This window comes from Nostoc sp., assembly GCF_054880495.1.
The window spans coordinates 48,966-73,108 of record NZ_JBTYKD010000054.1 but is presented as its reverse complement, the minus strand read 5'-3'; the positions used below and the strand labels follow the sequence as shown (position 1 = coordinate 73,108).

Here is a 24,143-nt window from a genome sequence, read left to right as displayed (position 1 = left end):
GATGCCCAATACTTCGACAACGCTCAGTACAAGTGCCCAATGCCCAGCATCACAAATTTCAGTCAAATGATTATGGTAAAGACTTCATGAATAGATGTGATGTTTCCGTATATATTGTTCCCTTTGATTACCTAATCCTAACTCTTTGGTTTTTTTTCTAAAAAGGTATCCGTAACCAACGAATCACAGCATCATAGAAACGATCGCGCCATGAAGGAGTGCGCCAATTTTTTCCCTGGTATTGTTCCACCAACTGGCGTCCCAAGGGAGTGAGGCGATAACTATCTGTAATTCCCTGCCCATCGACTTCTCGGCGCAATACACCCACTTGGATCAGCCAGCCCAAGGCGTTGTCACAGGCTAATTCTGATAAAGGGCGTTTAGTATAGCCCTGCTTGAGTCCATTTTCCAGAGCGATCGCACTCAATGACACGCTCTGGTATCCCATGACTTCAAATAAAGATAGATTAAAGGGTGAACACACTAGCGATCGCTCGGCTCTTTCTACTGTGCTTTGAGGATAGACAAAAATATTTGGGTTTTGGGAATCAACAGCAGCCATTGTATATGGGTAGAAATTTTTTTTCTGATAAAGATTTATTTAAGGATATATTTTTTCTTGTCCCAGCTACCTGATTTAACCAAAATTAGTTACCTCAAGTATAGTTATGCTATTTTTATAAATTAATAAATTAATGTAATAATGTAAAATTTCAAGTGCATCAACAATCTGAAACAGGAAAGGTTAATTATGTCTCTAGCAGTTGGTACGAATGCACCTGCATTTACCGCCAAAGATACAAACGGCAACACAGTCTCGTTATCTGATTTTGCCGGAAAGACGGTCGTTTTGTATTTTTACCCCAAAGATGACACGCCAGGCTGCACCAAACAAGCCTGTAGTTTTCGGGATGCCCAGTCTCAATATCAAGGTAAAAATGTTGTCATCTTGGGAGTGAGTGCAGATGATGAAGTCTCCCATCAGGCATTCACCCAAAAATATAATTTGAACTTTCCCCTACTGGCTGACAGCGACAAATCCCTCATCAAAGCTTTTGATGTGGATGGCGGCGGTTATGCCAAGCGCGTTACCTACGTAATTGACCCCAACGGGAAAATTACCCATGTTGATAGTGCTGTAAATACCACCACCCATGCTAGCGATATTTTAGCTGCACTTGGGCTATAGTTTTTTACCTGATAACTAAAGATTTTTTAAATAGCCTCAACCCCAAACCCTAGAGGCTTGGGGTTCTTTGTTTGAATTCAGTTACCTAATGGTGGTGTAAGCGATCGTGGTGTAAGTGATGGTAGTGTAACCGATGGCAAACCGGGAGTTGCTTGCTGACCTGGAATTAGTTTTTGTTGCCTTGCTTTAAAGGCTGCTGCTGCTGAGTCTAATTCTTGGTTCTGTTGGTCAGAATTCCAGTTGAGAGTTCCGAAATTCGCCCGATGAATCAGATCAAGCATATTGAAATTGTCTGAGTTTGAACGGGAGAACGGATCGGTATTTTGGTCTGTTGTACTAGTACTGGGAAAAGCATCCGATGGGCTGCTGACTTGAGCCGAACTGGGTTGAGCCATGAGCAAGGAAGCAAAGCTAATTCCTGCCAGGGTAGCCACAAAGAGTCTAGGAATTTGTAAAAATGGTTTTTTCATGGTTTTTTGACCCTAAAATTGCTCTATTTTATCTTAAGCAAGAGTCCGACGCAGTTGGGGTTGAATACTCAGCAAGGCGACAAGGGCAAAGCCAAACAACACCAGCAACGCTCCCCCAAAGGTAACATTACCCCAAGGAGCCTGCATCACTACACTACCTAATCCCCAACTGTTATGAAGATAAAGATAGCGAATTGGTTCGATCGCATAGCTAAGAGGATTCAGGGTAGCCACAACCTGCAACCACTGAGGCATGAATGATAGAGGCGCCAAAGCAGTACTAGCAAACAATAATGGCAGGTTAGTGACAAAAATCACTGCAATCAATTCAATGTGTCCGGGTAGGGTAAAAGCTAAACCGAGGGAGATGGCTGTTACACCCAAAGCTAAGAGAAAGACAATTAAAGCGATCGCACTTAAACCCGCTACATCTGGTAGTCCAGCCCCCAAGAACGCCGCCGCCGCTACAATCACTGCTGCTTGCAGCAAACTTTGGCTGATGATGAAAATTGCCGAAGCAAAAACAATGGAAAACCGCGATGCTAAGGGTGCTACGAGTAAACGATTCAAAAAGCCGAACTCGCGGTCAAACATTACCGGCAAACCAGCATTCAGCGCCCCAGCAAAGGCTGTAAACACAATTATGCCAGCGGCCAAAAATTGACCATAATTTGTTGTATTGGCAAATATACCTTTAGGTGCATTTTGGAACAAAGCCCCAAATAGCACTAACCACATCACTGGCTGAATAATTCCAGCAACCAAAGATGATGGACGGCGTTGCAACTGAATAAACAAGCGACGAGTTAAAGCCAACGTCTCTTGTACCAATTCACCAAAAAAGTTAGGTGCAGCATTAGCGTCAACTTGTGGTAGTGTCGCTGGCTGCCAATTTAGATCAGATTTAGGAGTAACGCTCATAAGGATTTGGGATTAATTGGGCATTAGGCACTTGTACTGACTTGTACTGAGCGGCGTCGAAGTAGCGTTGTCGTTGGCGCAGCCTCTCGTAGAGAAGTATTGGGCATTGGGCATTGTAATTATTTCTATGCCCCATGCCCCATTCGCCATGCCCCTATCTCATATTCTGCTTTTTCTCAGCCTTGGGATCGCGGATGGCAACTGCTGCGAGTTCTGCATCCATCAGGGTGCGTCCTGTAGCGGCGAGATAAACGTCATCGAGGCTGGGGCGAGATTGGGCGATGCCAAATATGGGCAAGCCAGCAGCATTTAACGCTTGCTGTATGTTAATCAGACTGTCATTCTGAGGTGTCACCACCAAGTTGAGGGAATTACCTTGAGCGCTGTTGATGATCACTTCTTGCACAAATGGCAAAGGTTGCAAGAGGTTTTTCGCTTTTTCAGCTTCTTCAATGGGGGAAAACTCGCGGATTCGCAAGGTGATGCGATCGCCCCCGACTTGATCTTTTAATTGTGAAGGTGTGCCACTGGCAATCACAACGCCCCGATCTATAATTGCCACGCGATCGGCTAGAGCGTCAATTTCTTCTAAGTAATGGCTGGTAATTACTACCGTCGTCCCAGAGGCGCGTAATTTTCGCAGGAAATCCCACACCACAAAACGAGTTTCTATGTCAAGTCCCACAGTTGGCTCATCTAATACCAGAACATCCGGTGCATGGAGCAACCCAGCAGCCAAGTCTAGGCGCTTGCGTAAACCGCCAGAGTAGGTTCCTGTTTTTTTATTAGCGTATTCTTGCAAACCAAGTAAATCTAATACCGTCTCAATGCGCTGTTTGGCTACTGCGCCTGGGAGGTGATAAAGTGCGGCTTGCAATTGCAGCAGTTCTTTTCCAGTCAGCACCTTATCTATAGCGACTTCCTGAGCTACATAGCCTAGTCGTTGTCTTGCCACTCTCGGATTATCTAACACAGAGATGCCAGATACTTCGATTTTGCCAGCATCTGGTGTGGTAAGTGTACACAAGGCACGCAAGGTAGTAGTTTTCCCAGCACCGTTGGGGCCAAGTAAACCGAAGATTTCTCCTGATTCTACCTGAAAGGAAACATCCTGGACGGCGACCACTGTACCGTAGCGTTTTTGCAGATTTTGAATTAAAACGGCGGGAGCCATGACAGCTTATCCCCAACTATACAAATCTCAACAAAGTCTATCTTTATTGTAGAAGGTGGAGAGCAAAGTTGATCTGGGTTTAAAGTTGCTTTATCAAGCAATTCGACAATAGGTACAGCAAGAGCAGGGGAGCAAAAAGAATCTTTCTCCTTTGCCCCTTTGCTTCTTATTGACAGGATTGGTAATTGAGCTGAACCTAAAAATTACCCATTCCTAAATTAAATTTAACATCATACACTGGTTTATTTACTAGGGCGGATATATCCTTCGGCTTCCAATTTTTTTAAGGCTCTTTGGGCTGCTGCTCTTCCATATCTTCTCCCAACATCATAAGATTCCTGAGAAAGTTGGGGAAGAACGGTAATTGTTTTTTGTCCTAAAGGTGTCTGATAAAATGTAATAAGTTGTTTTACTTCTTCATTGGTAAAGTATTTATTATAAATAGGAATAGTCTCATTTACAATATCATCTGGTCTGATTTCAGCAGCAAAATTATCCCAAAACTTTTGAGGTACTTGAGGGAAATCGGACTTTAAATTATTTAATAATTGAGTGATGATCTGTTGAGAAATATTTTTCACACCAGTTATCTCAAACAATTTCTTGATATTATTATTTTTTTCTATTTCTTGAGCGTTACTACTTGGTGCAATAGTATTAGTTGGACTTTGAGCAAAAGCGGCTCTATTGAAGGTCGTTACTAAGGAAAGTACAACTGCTGCTAAGAACAAAAAATTTATCTTCATTGATTTAAATTTATTTTTAATAGAGGATTATTTAGAGGATGTTTGACAAATCAGGAATCATTGTGAGCAATGGTCTCAAATTATTATCCTTAAATTTACCATATAAGTCATTCTTTTACTACCTTTAGGGTGCGTAAACTACTATCAGCACAACCACTGATCAATCCTCCCATCGCCTGGATTTGTTGCAGGTAATCAAGGACAGATTTGGTGATGACTTCTCCCGGCATTAATACAGGAATTCCTGGGGGATAGGGACAGACGATTTCGGCACAAATATGTTTATTAGTCTGTATCAAAGGTAGTATCTCACTGACAGCAAAAAAAGCTTCACGGGGAGAATAAGATAAAGCATGACACTGTGTAGTGAAAAGATCCTGCCAAAGATGGCTTTTAACAGTTAAGTTGCTTCGGCGATATTCTTTGGCGAGGCTGGTAAAACCTTGGACTAATTGCTCAATATCGGCTGGGGTATTGCCTAAACTAATGATCAAGGTGAGATGTTGCAGTGAGGCGAATTCAGCAGTGACAGCAAATTTATCATCCAGAATTTCATCTGCTTCAAATCCGGTTAAGCCTAAACCAGAAACTGTGACAGTTAGCCGCGTTTTATCTAAAGCCACAAAGCCGGGAGATTTCCCCAACCGAGGCATTTTCAAAACTGATAATCCCGGAATTTCGCCGATTCGTGTTCTAGCTTCCTCAGCAAGTTGCAAAGTGCGAGACATCAGCATTTTTCCGTGGAGTGCCATTTGCTGACGCGCTGCATCTAAAGAAGCTAAAAGTAAATAACTAGGACTGGTAGATTGTAGAAGTTGCAAAGCTTTACTGATGCGATCGCCATCTATCCTGTCACCTTTGACGTGCAGCATTGATGCTTGTGTGATCGCACCAAGTACTTTGTGAATCGATTGTACAGTTAAATCGGCACCTGCGGCTAAGGCTGGAGTGGGGAATTCTGGATGAAAGGCAAAATGTGCGCCGTGTGCTTCATCTACGAGTAGAGGGATATTATATTGATGAGTAATGTGAGCGATCGCACTCAAATTTCCGCAAACGCCATAATATGTTGGATAAACTGTCAACACTGCTTTCGCGTCTGGATGTTCTTGGAGTGCAGATTCTACAGCATTGGGCGTGATGCTGTGGGCAATATCTAAAACTGGATCATATTCAGGATTGAGAAAAATGGGTATTGCACCAGAGAGAATTAAACCAGCGATCGCAGAAGAATGTACATTGCGAGGCAAAATGATTTTATCTCCTGTCCCACAGGTAGCGAGAATTGCCGCTTCAATCCCACAGGTAGAACCATTGACAAGGAACCATGTTTGCGAAGCACCAAATGCCTCAGCCGCCAGTTGTTGTGCTTCTCGAATAACGCCTTGGGGTGCAAAGAGATTATCTAAATCTGCTAATTCGGTTAAATCAGCGCGAAAGATTTTTGTCCCAAGTAAATCAGCCAAGGGTTGAGCAATGCCTACACCTCGTTTATGTCCTGGGGTGTAAAAAGGCGCATGGGGTCTTGCTGCATTGGCTTTTAAGGCATCTAATAAAGGTGTTTGGTTTTGATTGAGCATTTTTGAAAAAACGAACCGTCAAAAACTACCGCTAATAATCTTTATCCACGTTTGATTACTGCATTTCTGAAGTTAAATGAAAAAAAATAAACTTTTGGATACTATTGCTACACTCAAGCCTATTCCCATTGAGAGATTACAACTAGTGGAAGAAGATTATACTTCTATCGAAAGCTTACCCAGTGGGCAAGTTGGGACAATCGTAGAAGTCTTTGAGCAAGAAGAAGAATATCATTATTTAGTCGAGTTTGCTGATACCCAAGGCTGTGAATATGCAATGGCGACTTTGAGAGCAGATGAAATCTTAGTTTTACATTATGATTTGGCAATTGCTTAAGTTTTACTTTAGGGTTTATATCTGAATTACAGCACTTTGCAGGTAAATTAAGTACACATCTTAATATGATAAATCTTGTGGGGTGGGCATCCTGCCCGCCCTTGTGTACCTTATTCAGATGAAATGTGCTGTAAAGTGCGATCGCATTCATTATCCCCCTAATTGACAATTGAAAGAATGTACTTGTGTTCTGAAAGAATGTACTTGTGTTCTGAACGAATGGACTTGTGTTCTGAACGAAAAGACTTGTGTTCTCAACAAAAAGACTTATGTTCTGAACGAAAAAACTTGTGTGTACACCGTAGGCTCTTCGAGAGGGGACTATGATGTACCTTATGTGATTAGGAAAGGCTATATAACTTTGTATACGTAGCTGATTATTAGCGTAGGCGTAGCCATTGGTGTCAACTTCAGAAAAAATCTGCTTTGAGAAGACGTTTTGCCCTCATCCCCTAACCCCTTCTCCCAACTTGGGATTCGGGGAACTAGAGAATTTGCTCCCCTCTCCCAAAATTGGGAGAGGGGCTGTTCTTGTGAGGGTCAAACCTCGAAAGCATGCCTTGCCTAACTTCTACGTTAAGTTGACACCAATGAGGCGTAGCCCGCACTTCGGCAAGCTCAGTTACCACCGTAGGCATCGCCCTTTAGAAAGAAGTTTTTGGTTTGCTCTTCAGGATTGAGAAAAATTGGTATTGTACGCAGAGCGCAAAGAACACAGAGGAAGAAGAGACTCGTTACACAGAATGCTATGCTTGGGTTAAAATCCGTAAGTCCTGTGTGGCTGACTAGATGAGGGCTTATCATCAAATTCCAATTTTTGAGTGTGGTGAACCGCTAATAGAGATTCCTTTAGAATTGTTTGCGGTGGAATCTCCCCATCCTTATGAAAAATTAGGCGCTACTTATGGCGATCGCTCTCCTTATTATCTCCGTCAAAGCGTGATTGAAAATTTGATCCAAGCCCAAAGTTATCTTGATTCGCTGCATCCTAACTGGCGTATCCAAATTTTTGATGCCTATCGCCCGATCGCAGTCCAACAGTTTATGGTAAATTACAGCTTCGCCCAAGCAGTGCAGGATAGGGGACTGACTGAGGTGGAGTTATCACCAAAGCAACGCCAAGAGATTTGGGAAGCCGTCTATGCAATTTGGGCTGTACCAAGTTTAGATGAAAAAACTCCCCCTCCTCACAGTACAGGTGCGGCGGTAGATGTGACGCTGGTAGATGATGCCGGGCAAATAATAAATATGGGTTCGCCAATTGATGAAATGTCAGAGCGATCGCATCCCGATTATTATGCTAATAGTAACTACCCAGAAACGCAAAAATATCATACTCATCGTCAGTTATTGCGAGATGTCATGTTAAAAGCAGGCTTTCAACGCAATCCTAGAGAGTGGTGGCATTTTTCTCTTGGCGATCAAATGTGGGCTTGGCTGAATAATCAATCTAATCCAGCTAATCCTGTCACGGCACGTTATGGGCGTGTTGCATAGATGCATTATGCATCTTGAGGATTCAGTTCCTTTAACTCCTCAGTGGTATAAGTACCAATGGGAGTCCAAACTAGATAGGGAAGAAGTAACAGCACCGCCATTAGAGAAATTGGCAAAACGCAGATTGCGAGGACAACAGCTAAAATCAAACCCATTAGTCCCAGAACTTCCCCAGCTTTGAGACTGCGAAACCTCAGCATTATAGGTATGTAGGCGACGGTGATAATTTCCACGAGGAGGTATAAAGCCATTATTAGCCAAGTAATTAGACTTCCGGGATTTTTTTGCCAGACAACATCAGCTGAAGCTGCACCGCCAATAAAAACCACAGTCCAGATGAGCGGAATTAGCGGCTCAAAAACTAGCCAGCGAGGGCGACTTAACCGTGCGAACCATTTTACATCACGCGGCGTAATCAAGAAACTACCAAGGGCGATCAAAAAAGTTACAGCCCCAATTCTTATCCAAGATGGAATCATTATGCACTCAAGCTTTGTGGATTTTATCAAGTCATATACTGCAAGTTTGACAATTTCGGGCATAGTTTGAATCATTCGCTGGTGCGAATCTTAGGCATCTTGAGGATTGAGACTGATCATCTGCCAAGTGGTATAAGTACCAATGGGACTCCAAAGGAAATAAGGAACTAGTAACAATGCTGCCCAACCAGAAAAACCTAAGACTGCAAGTATTAACAAAACACAAATGATAAAACCTGTGCCACCAAGAATTGTACCCACTTTCAGACTGTGAAGCTTAAACATTACAGGCGTATAGGCAATGGTAATAATTTCTAAGAGCAAGTATAAACCCATGATTAACCAGGTTGAGGTGCTTCCTGGGTCTTTTTCCCAGACAATATAAGCTGACCAAGCACCGCAAATAAATATTACAGTCCAGATAATTGGAATCGCACCCTCAAAAGTTAGCCATCTCGGTCGTTGTAAGCGCTTGAACCATTGGCGATCGCTAGGCGTAATCACGTTAGCCGCCAACGCAACTAAGAAAGCCACACCCCCAATCACCATCCAAGATTTAATCATGCCCGTTATTCCTTTACAAGCCCTATCTATCGCTTAATATCACTCTTTATAGTGTAATTTTGTCAATTTAGTTGCTAATTATTTATCATCCCTGAGTTTGAAACCTTCAGATCATTTGGCAGAACCTTGTAGCTATTTTTGTCTGAAATAGACCACGCGATCAGGGCACAGAAAAAGCTCATGCGTGTCAACTTAAGAAAAAAGTTGCTTTGAGAAGACGTTTTGCCCTCATCCCCTAACCTCTTCTCCCAACTTGGGAGAAGGGGAACTAGAGAATTTGCTCCCCTCTCCCACTTTTGGGAGAGGGGCTGTTCTTGTGAGGGTCAAACCTCGAAAGCATGCCTTGCCTAACTTCTAGGTTAAGTTGACACCAATGAGCATTGCTGTGCCCCTACGACATATCTGGTTCAAATACATGAAGACTGCTGTAAATATATGGGCATTGGACATTGCAGAAGGCAAGAAAGCTTATATAGCAATCCTATTTGATTTCGTTCAAATCACAAGACTTAGATCCCCGACTTCTATAAGAAGTCGGGGATCTTGTTGTTCATGAATGATTAAGTACGTTCCTTAAACGCCACTTGCTACCCTGCGGAAACGCTAAGAGCGAACAAGTCGGGAAACCGCAAGGGCGCAGTGGCTCCCCAACCTACGCAGTTTAAGGTTTTTGGCTCTAACCCAAGCGTATTGGGTTATGCGATCGCTACCATTTTAGAGGCGATCGCACTGCAATTTCTCAACCCTGCGGGATCTTGCTACAGCATGACATTTTACACAGTTCAGCTTTTATGAGCCGACAGTGACGTTGTAAGACAACTCAAAGGGCTTGAAACTAGCTCCAGATTTGGGAGTACCCCTTAACTCCAATTCATAAGCTCCTACTTTGGGAAATATGATCTCGGCTCCGGGAATGCTTTTATATTGCTTGGTTGATACATTATGTAAAGTGGGCTTTAGCAATGGGGCATCAGTTTCTTTGTGAGGTTCAGGGTAGACAGCCAACTGACAGTTACATTGTGTCAGGGGGATTAGTCGCCCGCCTTTATGGGTGAGGACAATCCAAACATGAGCGGTTTTGCGAGCTTGAGGATTGTCATGGGGTTCAATATGCAGCATCCCGCCTACGTCCCCAGATACCTTTTCGGTGTGGGCATTAACTGGTGTAGCAATCAGAACCGAAATTAATAATAGCCATCCCAAATTCTTTTCTAGAGTAAAGTTGAACATAGAGTTTCTAAAGAGTAAGCGAAGTAGCTAGGGCTGACTGGGGAAAGTCAATTAAAGGAAAATTCAAAGATTTTTGATGCTATTTTCCACCAGTATTTAAAAACGATAATTTTAAAATAATAGTTGTGTCAAAAGACAACCTGTCAAACTTTGCCCAAAATCCCTTACCAACTACTAAGGCTCAATTGCAACTAAAAACTCGTTGACTCCTGATCTTCTACTTAAATATCTAACTTCAAGGTAGATTAGCTTATTACTTATGATAGTTATTAGAACTCACTTGGATGAGTGAAAGTAGTCAGAGTGATGAGTCAAACTAAATATACTTAGTATCTGAGGTTCAAAACATGGACTCAACAGTTAAGGTTCAAATTGTGAACTCGTCCTGGTACGTTCCAGTGCCGTTAAAAGAGTATGCAATGAGCCGAGTCACTCTCTACTTTTATAGCGACGGATGGGTTCCAATTAAATATTGTTCTTTGGAAAAGGCAATTTTGCTTTACCAGAAGGCAAATTTAGAAGGCAAGGAAATTTTCTTATTTCCTGTTAATTTAGACCCTAATCAATTCGGGAACTTTTTTAAGTAAAATGCATTGAGGTAGACCATTTTTCCAAAATATTGCCAACAAATAAATCGGCTGTAGAGGCGTACATAAGTACGCCTCTACTTGTAAATGGGATTAAACCAATCCAGAACGCAGTGCTACAACTGCTGCTTGCACGCGATCGTCTACTGCTAATTTATTCATAATCCCCCGAACGTGAGTTTTGATGGTATTGGGACTGAGATAAAGTTTTTCGGCAATCTCTGGGTTACTCAATCCGTCTACCATGAGTTTCAACACTTCTAACTCGCGCCCAGATAAGTTAGCGTTATTGCTGGTGGGTGAAGGCGGTTTGAGATTATCAATTACTCGCCGCGCAATTTGGGGATCGAGATAGGCTGCACCATCAACTGCGGCTGCGATCGCACTTAACAATCGTTCCACACTTGCACCTTTGATACAATAGGCATCTGCACCGCTAGATAGTGCCGCAATAATTTCTGTCTCCGTCTGATGAGATGTCAGCATCACCACATGAGTTGCTGGCAGCGCCGCCTTAATTTGCTGTGTCGCTGCAATGCCATCCAATCGCGGCAACCCAATATCCATAACCACCAAATCAGGTTTCAGTTGAAGTGCGGCTTGAACTCCCAAATAACCATCTTCTGCTTGTCCAACAATCTCCAATTGAGGATGAGCCATTAATGATTGCTCTAATCCCAATTGCATCATCGGATCATCTTCGACAATTAACACGCGCAACGGCGGAGCATTGGCGGGTAAATTTAAGGGATAGCGAGTATCTAAAGACATTTTTATTAGTTAGGACGCAGGAGGCAGCAAGCTAGAGTAATTAGTTTTTACTAATGACAAATGACCAATGACTAATTTTTTATTCTTCCACGCGATAGCCTAACTCTGCTAAACTCACCCGCGACTGTCGCCATTTTGGCTGGACTTTCACAAATAATTCTAGGTAAACTTTACCAGCGATTAACTTTTGGATTTGTTCGCGGGCTTCACTACCAACTGCTTTGAGCATCGCTCCGCCTTTGCCAATGAGTATGCCTTTTTGGGAATCGCGCTCGACGTTGATAGTAGCAAGTATACGGGTAATGCTGGGAGTTTCTTCTACTAGGTCAATGGCGATCGCTACTGAATGGGGTACTTCTTCACGAGTCAATAATAAAATTTGTTCTCGGATCAATTCACCCATAATAAAGCGCTCTGGCTGGTCAGTTACCAAATCTGGGGGATAATATAATGGTCCAATTTCTAAATGTTCAATTAATAATTCCTGAAGTTCTGGTAATCCGGCACTAGTCTTAGCAGAAAATTTCACGATTTTCCATTCATGGGACTTGGCTATCTGGGCGTAACTATCATCTATAAACTGATAATCGGGCGGTTGTTGGTCGGTTTTGTTGACACCCAGAATCACCGATGTTTTGCTGCGACTGAGCAAATCGACAATATAGCGATCGCCTGCACCACAAGCCACGGCTCCATCTACCACAAACAGCAATACATCTACCGATTCAATCGCAATTTTGGCATTTCGCACCAACACTTCGCCCAATTGATGATGGGGCTTATGAATTCCTGGCGTATCTACAAATATTAACTGTGCCTCTGGTGTAGTTAATATACCGCGCAAACGGTTACGTGTTGTTTGTGCAATCGGTGATGTAATGGCAATTTTTTCTCCTACCAATTGATTCATCAAAGTAGATTTACCGACATTAGGACGACCAACAATGCCGATAAAACCTGATTTAAATTCAGGAGGAGCCTGTGGAATTGTGGCTTCTCCTGAAAAAGAGAAGTTGTAATTATCAATACTAGTCACCTTTGGCTCCACCCTCATATTTTACAGCTGGTATAACTTGATTACTTTCTTAGAGACAAAATAAGCATAAAAACACCCTAGCATTTTCGGGGATTGCTTTTGCTTAGGTTTAATCTACTACTGCCTCTACACTTATATTTTACAGCTGAGACAACTTGATTTTGTTTTTAGATTCAAAACAAACGGTTCCATGACGAAGTTTGTGTTAGCCTCAAAGGACTCTGTGTATAATTGAGCAATCAATTACTCCGTAGGGGCGATTCATGATCCGTAGGGGAAATTCATGTAGCTTTATTTGACCGCAGGGTATTGCCCAACCCCAAAGGAAACAAAGGAAGTTTCTAATATTGAATATTTTGCTGCTCCAATTTATACTTATTCTCTGAAACAAGGGATTGATGACGGTTTTCTTGCTCCCTATAAGGTGATTCGAGTAGGTTTAAATGTGGATTTAGAAGGATATCGCCCGGAAGCGGGTAAGCGAGATAAATCAGAGGATTTTATCGAAGATCGGGTTTATAATCTCAAAGATTTTGACTGGAATTTAGTAATTGATGATCGGACAAAAGCTGTTGCAAAACGAGTGATGGAGTTTTTGCGGGAAACTGATGTTTATGCAAAAACAATTATTTTTTGTGTGGATACAGAACACGCGGAACGAATGCGACAAGCTATCGCTAATGAAGCCAGAGATTTAGTCAGGGAAAACTATAAATATGTGATGCGAATTACAGGAGAAGATAGGGAAGGTAAACTGGAATTGGATAATTTTATTAATCCAGAAGAACGTTATCCTGTGATTGCGACGACTTCTAAGTTGGGCAACTCAAACAAGAAAAACCCCATCTACTCTACCGATCCCTTTATGGAATCAAATAATAAATCAAACAGTGGCGTAGAGGCAGAACTTTAAATTTAGTTGTTAACTAATAATTCCCAATACAAACTCGCCTTCATTCACAGCTTGATTGGTTGCGACATCATAAACCAATCCATCTTTTTGAGCGCAGACAGCAATGACACTGGGTAACTTACCTTCTTTATTAAAACTGAGAATTTGATAGAGTTTTTCTCCAGCTTTGACTGAACTACCTAATTCTATTCTCCATTGAATCATCCCACCTGCGATCGCATAATATTTTTTCCGGTTACTGCTAGATGTAAAAGTCATTTCATGAGTTTTTGTGTCATCTGATAAATAAGGAATTTGCAGTACACCTTTTTGCACTAAATAGTTTTTCACACCGCGTACACCTTTAGCGACTGAATCAGGGTTCATTTGCATTCCTGTTCCTAATTCTAGTGTCCAAGCTTCCACATCAAACTTGATTTCTTTACCAAACTTTTTAAAACAAGCTTCCAGTGCTAACCAAGGTTTGATAAAAGCTTCATCAAAAGCATCACCATCGTATTTATCAAGTAAGATTCCAAAATCAAACCCGAAGTATTTTGCACTCTCTTCTCGATTTCGGAAGTAATAAAGATAGTCTAAAGCTTGATTGGTAGAAGTATGTAAGTCAATTAAGTAGTCTGCATCTAAACTGAGATTTTGTAGTTTATAGCTAAAAACCTCAGTGTAGGGCACACTACTGGGGGAATTAATTTTTTCTAAAACTTTTGCAAATTTTTGCTTAATTATAGTTAGATAATTTTGTTGAACAACCTCTAGACCAAGATGAAGTTGAGATTTAGTAAAAGCTACTAAATCATTAGCTTGTTTCTCGTAGTCCCAAAATATGCGATTCCAATCCTTAGCTTCATAAACGCAATATCGACCAGGCGAAAAATGATGCGATCGCTCATTCGTCCCCATTGGATTACAAACAGGAACTAGCCAAATCTCTCCAGCTAAATCTGAATCATTTATTGTTAAAAAAAATTCAATTAACTGATGAATAACGGCATTGCCAGCAATTTCTGCACCGTGGAGATTAGATTGAATGTAAACCTTTTTACCAGGTTGAGCGCCGATAAATTTGTAAACTTGTAGAAACAAGCGATCGCCCGAAGCCATTTGACGTAAAGCAACAGTTTCAATAACTGGCAGCATAAAAGAACTCGGTGATAATTTAAGTAAATTATCCCTGTATCTGTACTGAATTAAAAGCCCTCACGAATAGAATTAGGCGTAGGGTGTGTTGCTTATTCATAAGTTTTGTTTAAGTATTGCTAGCGATCGCATAAGCATTTGCCTAAATATTGCGATATTAAGGATAAACATCGTGATGTTGACGATGAACATCGTGATGTTGACGCTGAACATTGCGATATAGACCGTTATATGCTATTGATTCAGAACTGCCATGTCTACGATGGTCACTGAGCTTGCCGTTCGCGCAGCGTCTCGTAGAGAAGGGTCTCGTAGAGAAGTGCGGGCTACGCCGGAGCAACATTTACAGCAACAGTGTTCTATCCTACAAAGAAAAACAGCAGAAATATGCAAGCCTACAAGCTGAACGCCACAATTGATGAATCAGGTCATTTGATTATTGATGAACCTCTAAATATTGCTCCTGGTAAAGTGGAAGTTATCATCCTACAGCCAACCGCAACTACTACCACAACTCCCCAACAACCCAAAAAACGGCAATACAAAGTTCAAGCCCTAAAAGATTTGTTGGAAAACGCCCCACCCACACCACTAGACTTTGATTCAGACCAAGCCAAGTAGGGAATATTTAAAGGAGAAGCATAACCTGTGAAGGTTCTGATAGACACCAACATTATTGTTGATGTAGCACTTGACCGTGATCCTTTTTTTACAGACAGCGAACAAGTTTTACGCTTTGTGGAACGCCAAGAGATTGAGGGTTATATCTCAGCATCCACTATATCAATACCTTCGCCAAAAATAGAGCTAGTCTAGCTTTTACCGAAATAGACCAACCCAATGTAATATATTTTAAAAATTGCGATAAACCTAAACCTTTACTGCAAATATACTAAGCCAGGGATTGAGGAGGGAGCAAGAGAAAAATAATAATTCCCAACTCCTGTACAGACGCGATTAATCGCGTCTCTCCCAACTCCCAACTCCCTTACGTTCCTGATAAATTTCGCAAACGGTCATCCAAATGAGTCCGGTCTGCCAAAACCTTTAACAGCGGCCCATGTGAGGTAAATTCTACAATACTGACCGAAGCAACAGGGCATCCCAAACGAAAACGGAAGCGTCCCACATCAATCCCCAGTAAACTAGACAGAATAATTCTGATAGTTGCCTTGTGGGAAACCACTAACACATTGCCACTAGTGTAATTTTGCTTGATTTCTTCAATTACTTGCAAGGCACGAGAGGCAATTCTAACAGCCATTTCTCCACCAGATGGAGCATTCCAAGCCGGGTCTGCTGACCAGCGAATATAATCATCGTGATATTCACGGCTAATTACTTCTGGGGTTTTTCCTTCCCACTCGCCATAGTTGATTTCCTTCAAACCATCTCTGAGTTGTGGTTCTATCCCTAGAGATGCACATAAAGGTTTTGCTGTCAATATAGTTCGCCGCATTGGACTACAAAATATTGCTGTCCAAGGAATAGAAATATATGCGTCAGCAAAAGCCTTGGCCATCTCCAAGCCTTCTGGGGTAAGTTCTGAGTCTATTGAACCGCAAAAGGCATTGTTACGACTATATTCTGTCTGTCCGTGACGGAGGAAATAAATAGTTAGGTTCACGGTATACTCTCATCGATTTTGAATTTCAAAGCGCTAACAATCAGATGTAGTTGAAGATAGTTAATGCCCGTGCCATACTACTACAATTTGATGATATTTTAAATAATTTTCAGATCCAACAAAATTGCGTCACCCATAGCGTCAGCCTTAGCAAGTCTTACCTGTGACACGCTGTTTGTGTCCCTTGCGTCACGGCCTGTCATAACTATCCCTATTCAAAGAATAGGCATTAGTGCAACGCCAGATATTATAACTTTTCCTAATCAAATGACGTACATTATAGCCCCTCCTCGCTTGCTCTTAGGGGGTTCGGGGTGGGGTTCTTGTAACTCACTCAACTCAGAACCGCTATAAACCAATTTTCAGTGCGATCGCCTTTTGTAATCCTGACTCCATTTGGCTGTTAGGAATCCGCTCTGGATGTAAAGTTTTAAAATGTGAATTTAATAATAGAGTTAAATTAATAGAGTTGAATTATCTAAACCTCATCTAAGTTAAGAACCGTAGTTTTTGCCCTCACCCTAAAGCCCTCTCCCAGATATGGGAGAGAGACTTTAAAATTCTGGCTCCCCTTCTCCCAAATCTGGGAGAAGGGGTTGGGGGATAAGGGCAAATCCTTTTGATCAACGAAGAACTACAGGTTTCAAGATAGACGCGGTTTAAATAAATAACTTTTTTATTTAAAATCATTAGAAAGTGTAGAGACATAATTAATTACGTCTCTACATAAATCCTGATAATCAAGCGATATACTATTCTCTACTTCTTGAGCAGAGAATCTGAAAAGAGTTTAGCTTGACTCTCAAATAGCTCATATTTTTTTGCAAAGCTGAGATATATCCCATTTATATCCCTAGAGTTTCTGCAAAAAAATTATGAATTGTTAGTCAATGCTCTTCTTCACATTATCTTTCACGTCTTCAATACCGTGACTTACTTCGCTTTCAGCTTGCTTTGCTTTACCTTTCGCTTTATCTTCTGGGTCTCCAGTGATATTTCCTAATGCTTCTTGGGCTTTACCTTCAACATTTTTAGCAGTTGCTTTAGCGCGATCTTCTAAACTCATTTTGGTACTCCTGATTTTCTTGTAAGTTCATTTCAAAGCTTTAAACTCACTTTGAAATCCTTTGTTATCACCTTTACACAGTAGCTTAAGGTTTTTGCCAAAGCCTTCCACCACAAGGCAGATTAAATAATTTGTAATTCGTAATTCGGAATTCGTAATTAAGAAAGGTAGTTGTAATCAGCCTTCTGGCTGTTGGGTGAATGTAAATTAAAGCCAGGACAGCTTAGTTGTCTATGCTAAAAGACATACAATAATTGCAAATATCGTCATCTCTAGTTTTGACTCTTTAGCTAAAAAAAACCAGTTCCGTATAGAAACTGGGTTAATAAAGTTATGGGGATATTGTTTTGTCTAATCTAGAAAACCCATCAGGCTTTCAGAATTGTCAACCTCATTTGATGCTATTGGACGATTACCGAATGTTGAATAGCTTTCAGAAATTACCAATGAACTTGAGCCAATTGGACGAATCCCAGAGAGATTTATACTTTCAACGACGTCAAATGTATTAGCACCAATTGGACGAATACCCATTGCGTTATAAGTTTCAACGACTTCTAACGTACTAGTGCTAACCGGACGCACCCCAGCAATTGAAAGCTTTTCAGCAACTTCTAAGTCGCTAGGGCCTATGGGACGAACTCCAGCAATGACGAGTGGCCCAGAAGATCCCGACACTGGCTGTTCAGTAACTTCCTCGACTTTATCTGTATTCAAGCTCTGGTCTTTTTGATTTTCAACTTCCTCTGTAGTTTCCCCTTGAGACTTGGCAGACTTTTGCCGAGAACTGGTTTCTTTGCCAGTGCTGCTAATAGTCATAAACGAATACCTCTGATTTGTTAATTGAATTTTACAATAATTAAGGAAAGATGAAATTTTTTCCCATATACTTTAGAGTTTAACCTTAAAAAACCTCATATAGATATAAGAATCTTTAAAAGTGATACATAAGTAAATTTAAAGTAATAATTTTTGTAAAAAGTTATTACTATTTATTTGGTCTGATCAGCCAGCTAAAATGGATACAGGGCGAAATCGTCACCATGAGATCGAGTATTTCCAGCAAAACTGTATGACAGAATTTTGTCTTCAAGCTCCCTTTAGTCCCACAGGCGATCAACCACAAGCGATCGCACAACTAACCGCTAGTATCCAATCAGGCAATCGTTACCAAACTTTACTAGGTGCCACTGGAACTGGCAAGACGTTTTCGGTAGCAGCAGTTATTGAGAAAATTGGCAAGCCTACTTTAGTTCTGGCGCATAACAAAACCCTCGCGGCACAACTTTGTAACGAGTTGCGGGAATTCTTTCCCAACAACGCAGTCGAGTATTTCGTCAGCTACTACGATTACTATCAGCCAGAAGCGTATATTCCCGTTACCGATACCTATATTGAAAAAACGGCAGCGATTAATGATGAAATTGATATGTTGCGGCATTCAGCGACGCGATCGCTTTTTGAACGCCGTGATGTGATTGTCGTTGCTTCCATCAGCTGCATTTACGGTTTAGGAATGCCAGCAGAATATCTGAAAGCTGCCATCCCTCTACAGATAGGTATGGAAGTAAATCAACGCCAAATTTTACGGGATTTAGCAAATGTTCAATATAGCCGTAACGACATAGAAATGGGTCGGGGAAAATTTCGCGTCCGGGGTGATGTCTTAGAAATTGGCCCAGCTTATGAAGACCGGATTATTCGTGTCGAATTCTTTGGTGATGAAATTGACGCGATTCGCTATATTGATCCAGTGACAGGTGAAATTCTCAAAAGTTTAGAAGCGGTGAATATCTACCCCGCACGTCACTTTGTTACCCCAGAAGAACGATTAGAAGTAGCTTGTAACGACATCGCCGCCGAATTAAAACAGCAAAAACTAGACTTAGAACAAGCGGGGAAATTATTAGAAGCGCAACGCATAGATCAACGTACACGCTACGACTTGGAAATGCTGCGCGAAGTAGGTTATTGCAACGGTGTTGAGAATTATTCGCGTCACTTAGCAGGAAGACAAGCCGGAGAATCGCCAGAATGTTTAATTGATTATTTTCCTAAAGATTGGCTATTAGTTATCGATGAATCTCACGTTACTGTGCCCCAAATTCGCGGGATGTATAACGGCGACCAAGCTAGAAAAAAAGTTTTAATTGAACATGGATTTCGTCTTCCTAGTGCTGCTGACAACCGTCCTTTGAAAGCAGAGGAATTTTGGCAAAAGGTGAATCAGTGTATCTTTGTTTCCGCAACTCCCGGAAATTGGGAATTAGAAGTTTCTGAAGATCATGTAGTTGAGCAAGTAATTAGACCAACTGGCGTAATTGATCCAGAAATTTCCGTGCGTCCCACAGAAGGGCAAATTGATGATTTGTTGGGAGAAATTAAAGATAGAGTTGACGTGCATGAGCGAGTGTTAATTACCACATTAACTAAGCGGATGGCGGAAGATTTAACCGAGTATTTGCAAGACCACAGTATTCGGGTACGGTATTTACATTCGGAGATAAATTCAATAGAGCGCATTGAGATTTTGCAGAATTTGCGCGAAGGTACATTTGATGTATTAGTTGGAGTGAACTTGCTGCGGGAAGGTTTGGATTTACCCGAAGTTTCTCTAGTAGCAATCATGGATGCAGATAAAGAAGGTTTCTTGCGAGCCGAACGTTCCTTAATTCAAACTATTGGTAGAGCCGCGCGTCACATCCGGGGACAAGCGATTATGTATGCTGATAATTTGACAGGCAGCATGATTAAAGCCATTGATGAAACAGACAGGCGGCGGGGGATTCAAATGGCACATAATAGACTGCATGGGATTACACCACAATCGATTATCAAAAAATCAAGTAATGCAATTTTGTCTTTTTTAGATGTGTCTCGACGGTTGAATGCAACTGACTTGAAAGTAGTAGATGAACATATTGATGAACTGCCATTAGAACAGATTCCCCAATTGATTACTCTGTTAGAAGCGCAGATGAAAGAAGCGGCGAAAAAACTGGAATTTGAAGAGGCGGCAAAATTGCGCGATCGCATTAAACATCTGCGAGATAAAATGCTAGGACATTAACGTGAATCTTATGCTCACCAGTATTCACCTAATTAGTGTTCAACTTGCTAGCAAGAAGCGATAATAGATAAGATGCCATTTACCTTTTAAGAATGTGGTAGCCATGACTGATTTACTTGAGCGTGCGTAGGCGTAACCCGTCGTAGACATCGCCCAACTGAAAACTCTAGTGTTGATGAGCAGGATGCGATCGCTGCTCGTCTCCTTGCCGAGATGGAGGATGAGCGAGCATGGAATGCTCAGTTTGAATCTACAATAGATGCTCAGTGGGATCGTCTAGCTGATATGGTAAGGCAAGAAATTACTACTGGCGACATGACTCCTCTAGCTGATGTTTTCCCCTCTGAGCAATGAAGTCAAGTGTTACGAAGGTATTTCGATATTGTGAGTGATATCATGTCCGCTTGATTGCTTATTAAACCCGAAGAACCCCACCCCCGCCAAAGCTATGCTTTGTCTCCCGTTGCAAATCGCTGCTGAGTTCGAGATTGCTTGCCGCCGCTGATCACCGAGTAAATACATAGGTGTTTTATATTTAGTTTTGCTTGTTATGTCTATCGCCATATTTCAAGACAAATTATTTATAGCAATCGTTAGCTCTTTAGGTACTCTCTTTGTACAACGCTATTTGGATAGTTAAAGTTATAATAGGGAGGCTAGAAAGCCCTTCCGTATGAGTGAAACTGTCTATATGGAAACCAGTATACTATGTCTTTGCAAGAGCTGAAAGAACAAGCCTACAAGCTCTCTGTGAGCGATCGCCTCGCCCTTATTAGTGCTGTTATTCAATCATTGCAAAATACGCGTTCAATCGAGAACTGGCAGTATTTAGTGTTGCATCCTCACCCTTGGCGTAGGCAACTTTATATTAAAGGGCGTAAACTGCTTGCCTCAACTGTTTGGCACGATATGACTAGTAATCAGATGTCGCCAGAGCAAGCAGCCGAAAATTGGGATTTACCATTGTCTGCTATCCATGAAGCAATTCATTACTGTGAAAGCCATCAAGGTCTACTGAAACTAGAAGCAGACGAAGAACGCTACCGATTGGAAGCAAAAGGAGTTCCACTTGAGCCTACGAATGCTGCTTGACGAAGATTCTCAAGCAAAGTATTTGATCAACCTTCTTCAGGCAACGGGTCATGATATAGTCACAGCCAATGCAGTAGATTTAATGAACCGGCCAGATTCAGTTGTGTTAGACTTTGCCAGACGAAATGAGCGAGTGTTACTGACACGCAATTGTAATGACTTTCAAGAATTGCATGAGGCTAACCCAGTACATTCAGGAATTTTGGCAGTTTACCAAGGCTCTGATGCATCCAAGAACATGAATTATCAGGAAATTGTGAAGGCGATTGCGAACTTGGAGGCAACAGAATATGCACTTAAAAATCAGTTTGTTGTCCTCAATCAGTGGAACTACTGATTCACTATATTTCCTTGAAGGGTTAGTGTTAAATGTCATAGCTTTGATGCTGATTTCCGATTGTATTTAACAGTTGACAGTCAATTATGCATCAGCTATGTTTTGGGTATTTGAGTCATTTGTTTTCAATGCCCACTCTATTAACTGTTGGTTCATATCGATTTTTCTGCTATACAGGCGATCGCGATCAACCACCTCATGTACACGTTGAGCGCCACAAGGACGAAGCCAAAACTTGGCTTGAACCATATCCGCCTCCAAAGTAATAGAGGGTTTACCCAAAAAAGGTAGATTCAAACTGATACAATCCCCGAATCAAAGTCTCTCGTTCCCATCAAGAGTATGGGAATGGCTGATTAGAGGCTGCTGCCTCCAGTTAAATATTGAGTCAGAATTGAGTCAGAGACTCAATGAATGCATTCCCATAGGGAGTATGGGAACGAGGAAAATAGAGTCTTACTCTAGCTCATACATCTGCTTATATTTGGCTAAAAGCTCTTGATATTTCTCATTTGTCTTTGCTTGTACCCACTTGGCTTTAAATATTGCTGCTGATTCCGCTTTAACTGAATCTACTTCATAGGGAAGAATCTCTTTTTTAGAGCTTGAAGTTTCCGGATTTTTCTTATATTTTCTGCCGCTTTTATGATTAGCGTAACGGCGAGAGCGAGTATAACCCATTTGGATAAACTTCCGTGCCATATCCGCGCCGACAAAATCATCTTGTTCTAGATATACAAGAAAAAGCTCGTAAATTTTCTCACTCGACTCTCTAGCAATATCAGGAGTTTTGAACCGCCAATAGGGAAGAATTTCTGATTTGTATGGTTCTACCAAAAGTACACCCTGCTCACCCTTGCCAACACGATAGAGTTCAGGATGTTGGCGAAAATCGATATTTTTAAAGTCTAAAGAATAATCAAATGGCATGATAGATTTTTATTATGAATAATAAACTTTAAGAAAAAAGTCAACTTCTATCCTAGTAAAGAGATTTTGTTCTACTATGCTATCTAGCACCCAATCTGTAAACAGTGTCCTTGCGCCAGGAAATCTGCGTAAAGTGCATCACATTGCCCTTAACGTCCAGGATATGCAAGCTTCCCGCTACTTTTATGGCATAATCCTGGGTTTGCATGAACTCATAGGCGACGAAGTACCCGCAACCCTAGTGGAACTTGTTGCATCTGGGAAAGTAGCCAACTTCATCACCCCGGATGGGACAATTTTGGATTTATTTGGGGAACCAGAATTATCACCACCAAATCCAGATCCTGAAAAGACTTTCACTAGAGCGTACCATCTAGCCTTTGACATCGATCCGCAGTTATTCGATCGCGCGGTGACAGTGATCAGAGAAAATAAAATAGCGATCGCATACGGCCCAGTCACTCGTCCTACTGGTAGAGGGGTGTATTTTTACGATCCAGATGGCTTTATGATTGAAATTCGTTGCGATCCCGATGTGTATTAAAAAATTATTTGTCAGCCAACCAAAAACAGTAAATATTTAAATGACAGCACTGACATTAAACCTTAATTCGATTATTAAACTGACAAGAGAGCAGTTTTATCATCTGTGTGAAGAAAACCCCGATTTACAATTAGAACGCAATGCCCAAGGAGCATTAGTCATAATGCCACCAACGGGAGGAGAAACTGGAAAAAGTAATGTGAATTTAATTCTGCAATTAGCATCATGGAATGAACAAAAGCAACTAGGTGAAGTTTTTGATTCTTCAACTGGATTTACTTTACCAAATGGTGCTGACCGTTCTCCTGATGTTTCTTGGGTTGAAAAATCTCGTTGGGATAGTTTGACTAAAGAACAAAAAGAAAAATTTATTCCTTTATGTCCTGACTTTGCAATTGAAATCATATCGCCATCTGACACTTTGAAAAAAGTTCAAGGAAAAATGCATGAGTATATATCAAATGGTTGTCGTTTAGGTTAGCTAATAAATCGAAAAAAACAGGAAGTTGAAATTTATCGTCCTGGACAAGATGTGGAATTTTTAAAATCACCTCAAACTCTTTCTGGAGAAAGTATTTTACCTGATTTTGTACTCAGTCTGAAACAAATTTGGGGATAATAATACAATACGCTTTGGTTAAGGTGCATAGGCACTTATTGATCCCCCTTAGTCCACGCCAGGTCCTTCTCCCTTGGCGCTAGCCTCTCCCTTTGGGAGAAGAGGAGATGCTAAGCGAACAAGTCGGGAAACCCGCCGTAGCGCACTGGCTCTCCTTAAAAAGGGGGAAATAGAGCCATTATTAGCCCCCCTTAAAAAGGGGGGTTGAGGGGATCAAGTCTTATCCG

At 41.4% G+C, this 24,143-nt stretch carries 29 protein-coding genes and 2 pseudogenes; 14 read left to right on the top strand and 17 right to left on the bottom strand.

Annotated elements, in window-relative coordinates:
- Positions 1-157 precede the first annotated feature (157 nt).
- Complete coding sequence (locus tag ACYTXL_RS06305) at positions 158-562, bottom strand: Npun_F0494 family protein (protein WP_461923960.1); 405 nt, start codon at positions 560-562, stop codon at positions 158-160.
- A gap of 189 nt (positions 563-751) precedes the next feature.
- Between ACYTXL_RS06305 and ACYTXL_RS06300 the strand changes: the two genes are divergently transcribed.
- Positions 752-1,189, top strand: a complete 438-nt coding sequence (locus ACYTXL_RS06300; RefSeq protein WP_292802532.1) for a peroxiredoxin — start codon at positions 752-754, stop codon at positions 1,187-1,189.
- Between the two features lie 77 nt (positions 1,190-1,266).
- On the opposite strand, the gene ACYTXL_RS06295 is transcribed toward ACYTXL_RS06300, so the two are convergent.
- The 6 genes from ACYTXL_RS06295 to ACYTXL_RS06270 all read right to left on the bottom strand — a co-directional run bounded on the left by ACYTXL_RS06295 (position 1,267) and on the right by ACYTXL_RS06270 (position 6,080).
- Complete coding sequence (locus ACYTXL_RS06295) at positions 1,267-1,659, bottom strand: hypothetical protein (RefSeq protein WP_461923959.1); 393 nt, start codon at positions 1,657-1,659, stop codon at positions 1,267-1,269.
- A gap of 33 nt (positions 1,660-1,692) precedes the next feature.
- Positions 1,693-2,580 (bottom strand): ABC transporter permease, encoded by an 888-nt coding sequence (locus tag ACYTXL_RS06290; RefSeq protein ID WP_461923958.1) that lies wholly within the window; start codon positions 2,578-2,580, stop codon positions 1,693-1,695.
- Positions 2,564-2,716, bottom strand: a complete 153-nt coding sequence (locus ACYTXL_RS06285) for a hypothetical protein (RefSeq protein ID WP_461923957.1) — start codon at positions 2,714-2,716, stop codon at positions 2,564-2,566. The genes ACYTXL_RS06290 and ACYTXL_RS06285 overlap by 17 nt, the downstream gene beginning before the upstream one ends.
- A gap of 18 nt (positions 2,717-2,734) precedes the next feature.
- Positions 2,735-3,754 (bottom strand): ABC transporter ATP-binding protein, encoded by a 1,020-nt coding sequence (locus tag ACYTXL_RS06280; protein ID WP_461923956.1) that lies wholly within the window; start codon positions 3,752-3,754, stop codon positions 2,735-2,737.
- 242 nt (positions 3,755-3,996) lie between these two features.
- Positions 3,997-4,500 carry a DUF2059 domain-containing protein gene (locus tag ACYTXL_RS06275; protein WP_461923955.1) on the bottom strand — a complete coding sequence of 168 codons (504 nt, stop codon included), beginning with the start codon at positions 4,498-4,500 and terminating at the stop codon, positions 3,997-3,999.
- Between the two features lie 107 nt (positions 4,501-4,607).
- Positions 4,608-6,080, bottom strand: coding sequence for an aminotransferase class I/II-fold pyridoxal phosphate-dependent enzyme (locus tag ACYTXL_RS06270; RefSeq protein ID WP_461923954.1), 1,473 nt, complete (start codon positions 6,078-6,080; stop codon positions 4,608-4,610).
- A 76-nt stretch (positions 6,081-6,156) separates the two neighbouring features.
- Here ACYTXL_RS06270 and ACYTXL_RS06265 point away from each other — a divergent pair, with 76 nt between their 5' ends.
- Together ACYTXL_RS06265 and ACYTXL_RS06260 are read left to right on the top strand one after the other, a co-directional pair.
- Positions 6,157-6,417, top strand: coding sequence for a DUF4926 domain-containing protein (locus ACYTXL_RS06265; RefSeq protein WP_461923953.1), 261 nt, complete (start codon positions 6,157-6,159; stop codon positions 6,415-6,417).
- Positions 6,418-7,206: 789 nt separating this feature from the next.
- Entirely contained in the window at positions 7,207-7,914 is a 708-nt protein-coding gene (locus tag ACYTXL_RS06260; RefSeq protein WP_461923952.1) for a M15 family metallopeptidase, read from the top strand.
- Between the two features lie 5 nt (positions 7,915-7,919).
- Here the strand turns inward: ACYTXL_RS06260 and ACYTXL_RS06255 are convergent, their stop codons facing one another.
- A complete protein-coding gene (locus tag ACYTXL_RS06255; RefSeq protein WP_461923951.1) occupies positions 7,920-8,393 on the bottom strand; it encodes a TspO/MBR family protein in 474 nt (157 codons plus the stop codon).
- 90 nt (positions 8,394-8,483) lie between these two features.
- Entirely contained in the window at positions 8,484-8,957 is a 474-nt protein-coding gene (locus ACYTXL_RS06250) for a TspO/MBR family protein (protein ID WP_461923950.1), read from the bottom strand.
- A gap of 639 nt (positions 8,958-9,596) precedes the next feature.
- Between ACYTXL_RS06250 and ACYTXL_RS06245 the strand changes: the two genes are divergently transcribed.
- Entirely contained in the window at positions 9,597-9,752 is a 156-nt protein-coding gene (locus ACYTXL_RS06245; protein WP_461923949.1) for a hypothetical protein, read from the top strand.
- Here ACYTXL_RS06245 and ACYTXL_RS06240 read toward each other — a convergent pair.
- The 3 genes from ACYTXL_RS06240 to era form a co-directional block, all read right to left on the bottom strand.
- Entirely contained in the window at positions 9,747-10,187 is a 441-nt protein-coding gene (locus ACYTXL_RS06240) for a hypothetical protein (protein WP_461923948.1), read from the bottom strand. The genes ACYTXL_RS06245 and ACYTXL_RS06240 overlap by 6 nt on opposite strands.
- 680 nt (positions 10,188-10,867) lie before the next feature.
- Positions 10,868-11,545, bottom strand: a complete 678-nt coding sequence (locus ACYTXL_RS06235) for a response regulator (protein WP_196527287.1) — start codon at positions 11,543-11,545, stop codon at positions 10,868-10,870.
- A gap of 79 nt (positions 11,546-11,624) precedes the next feature.
- Entirely contained in the window at positions 11,625-12,599 is a 975-nt protein-coding gene (gene era, locus ACYTXL_RS06230) for a GTPase Era (RefSeq protein WP_461923947.1), read from the bottom strand.
- 286 nt (positions 12,600-12,885) lie between these two features.
- Between era and ACYTXL_RS06225 the strand changes: the two are divergent.
- Positions 12,886-13,401, top strand: a pseudogene (locus ACYTXL_RS06225) (type I restriction endonuclease subunit R); the annotation flags it as partial.
- A 102-nt stretch (positions 13,402-13,503) separates the two neighbouring features.
- Here ACYTXL_RS06225 and ACYTXL_RS06220 read toward each other — a convergent pair.
- Positions 13,504-14,631, bottom strand: a complete 1,128-nt coding sequence (locus ACYTXL_RS06220) for a M14 family metallopeptidase (protein WP_461923946.1) — start codon at positions 14,629-14,631, stop codon at positions 13,504-13,506.
- A gap of 387 nt (positions 14,632-15,018) precedes the next feature.
- Here ACYTXL_RS06220 and ACYTXL_RS06215 point away from each other — a divergent pair, with 387 nt between their 5' ends.
- Positions 15,019-15,252, top strand: a complete 234-nt coding sequence (locus tag ACYTXL_RS06215) for a hypothetical protein (protein WP_461923945.1) — start codon at positions 15,019-15,021, stop codon at positions 15,250-15,252.
- A 27-nt stretch (positions 15,253-15,279) separates the two neighbouring features.
- The gene (locus ACYTXL_RS06210; protein ID WP_461923944.1) at positions 15,280-15,447 is read left to right on the top strand and encodes a PIN domain-containing protein; all 168 of its coding nucleotides are present in this window, start codon (positions 15,280-15,282) and stop codon (positions 15,445-15,447) included.
- Positions 15,448-15,619: 172 nt separating this feature from the next.
- On the opposite strand, the gene ACYTXL_RS06205 is transcribed toward ACYTXL_RS06210, so the two are convergent.
- From ACYTXL_RS06205 to ACYTXL_RS06195, 3 genes are all read right to left on the bottom strand, one after another.
- Positions 15,620-16,258, bottom strand: a complete 639-nt coding sequence (locus ACYTXL_RS06205) for a histidine phosphatase family protein (protein WP_461923943.1) — start codon at positions 16,256-16,258, stop codon at positions 15,620-15,622.
- Between the two features lie 883 nt (positions 16,259-17,141).
- Positions 17,142-17,324, bottom strand: coding sequence for a CsbD family protein (locus ACYTXL_RS06200; protein ID WP_461923942.1), 183 nt, complete (start codon positions 17,322-17,324; stop codon positions 17,142-17,144).
- A 351-nt stretch (positions 17,325-17,675) separates the two neighbouring features.
- On the bottom strand, positions 17,676-18,143 hold the full coding sequence (locus tag ACYTXL_RS06195) for a hypothetical protein (protein WP_461923941.1): 468 nt from the start codon (positions 18,141-18,143) through the stop codon (positions 17,676-17,678).
- A 253-nt stretch (positions 18,144-18,396) separates the two neighbouring features.
- Between ACYTXL_RS06195 and uvrB the strand changes: the two genes are divergently transcribed.
- From uvrB to ACYTXL_RS06170, 5 genes are all read left to right on the top strand, one after another.
- Positions 18,397-20,394: an excinuclease ABC subunit UvrB gene (gene uvrB, locus ACYTXL_RS06190; RefSeq protein WP_461923940.1), complete on the top strand. Its 1,998-nt coding sequence runs from the start codon at positions 18,397-18,399 to the stop codon at positions 20,392-20,394.
- Positions 20,395-20,607: 213 nt separating this feature from the next.
- The gene (locus tag ACYTXL_RS06185; protein WP_461923939.1) at positions 20,608-20,748 is read left to right on the top strand and encodes a hypothetical protein; all 141 of its coding nucleotides are present in this window, start codon (positions 20,608-20,610) and stop codon (positions 20,746-20,748) included.
- A 354-nt stretch (positions 20,749-21,102) separates the two neighbouring features.
- On the top strand, positions 21,103-21,486 hold the full coding sequence (locus tag ACYTXL_RS06180; RefSeq protein ID WP_461923938.1) for a hypothetical protein: 384 nt from the start codon (positions 21,103-21,105) through the stop codon (positions 21,484-21,486).
- Positions 21,476-21,823, top strand: coding sequence for a DUF5615 family PIN-like protein (locus tag ACYTXL_RS06175; RefSeq protein WP_461923937.1), 348 nt, complete (start codon positions 21,476-21,478; stop codon positions 21,821-21,823). Before ACYTXL_RS06180 ends, ACYTXL_RS06175 begins: the two co-directional genes overlap by 11 nt.
- A gap of 86 nt (positions 21,824-21,909) precedes the next feature.
- Positions 21,910-22,089 carry a DUF4160 domain-containing protein gene (locus ACYTXL_RS06170; protein ID WP_461923936.1) on the top strand — a complete coding sequence of 60 codons (180 nt, stop codon included), beginning with the start codon at positions 21,910-21,912 and terminating at the stop codon, positions 22,087-22,089.
- 190 nt (positions 22,090-22,279) lie between these two features.
- Here ACYTXL_RS06170 and ACYTXL_RS06165 read toward each other — a convergent pair whose 3' ends face one another.
- Positions 22,280-22,753: a DUF4385 domain-containing protein gene (locus tag ACYTXL_RS06165; protein ID WP_461923935.1), complete on the bottom strand. Its 474-nt coding sequence runs from the start codon at positions 22,751-22,753 to the stop codon at positions 22,280-22,282.
- A 76-nt stretch (positions 22,754-22,829) separates the two neighbouring features.
- On the opposite strand from ACYTXL_RS06165, the gene ACYTXL_RS06160 reads away from it, so the two are divergent.
- Both ACYTXL_RS06160 and ACYTXL_RS06155 read left to right on the top strand, forming a co-directional pair.
- The gene (locus tag ACYTXL_RS06160) at positions 22,830-23,297 is read left to right on the top strand and encodes a VOC family protein (protein WP_461923934.1); all 468 of its coding nucleotides are present in this window, start codon (positions 22,830-22,832) and stop codon (positions 23,295-23,297) included.
- Between the two features lie 40 nt (positions 23,298-23,337).
- Positions 23,338-23,916: pseudogene (locus ACYTXL_RS06155) on the top strand (Uma2 family endonuclease).
- Positions 23,917-24,143 lie beyond the last annotated feature (227 nt).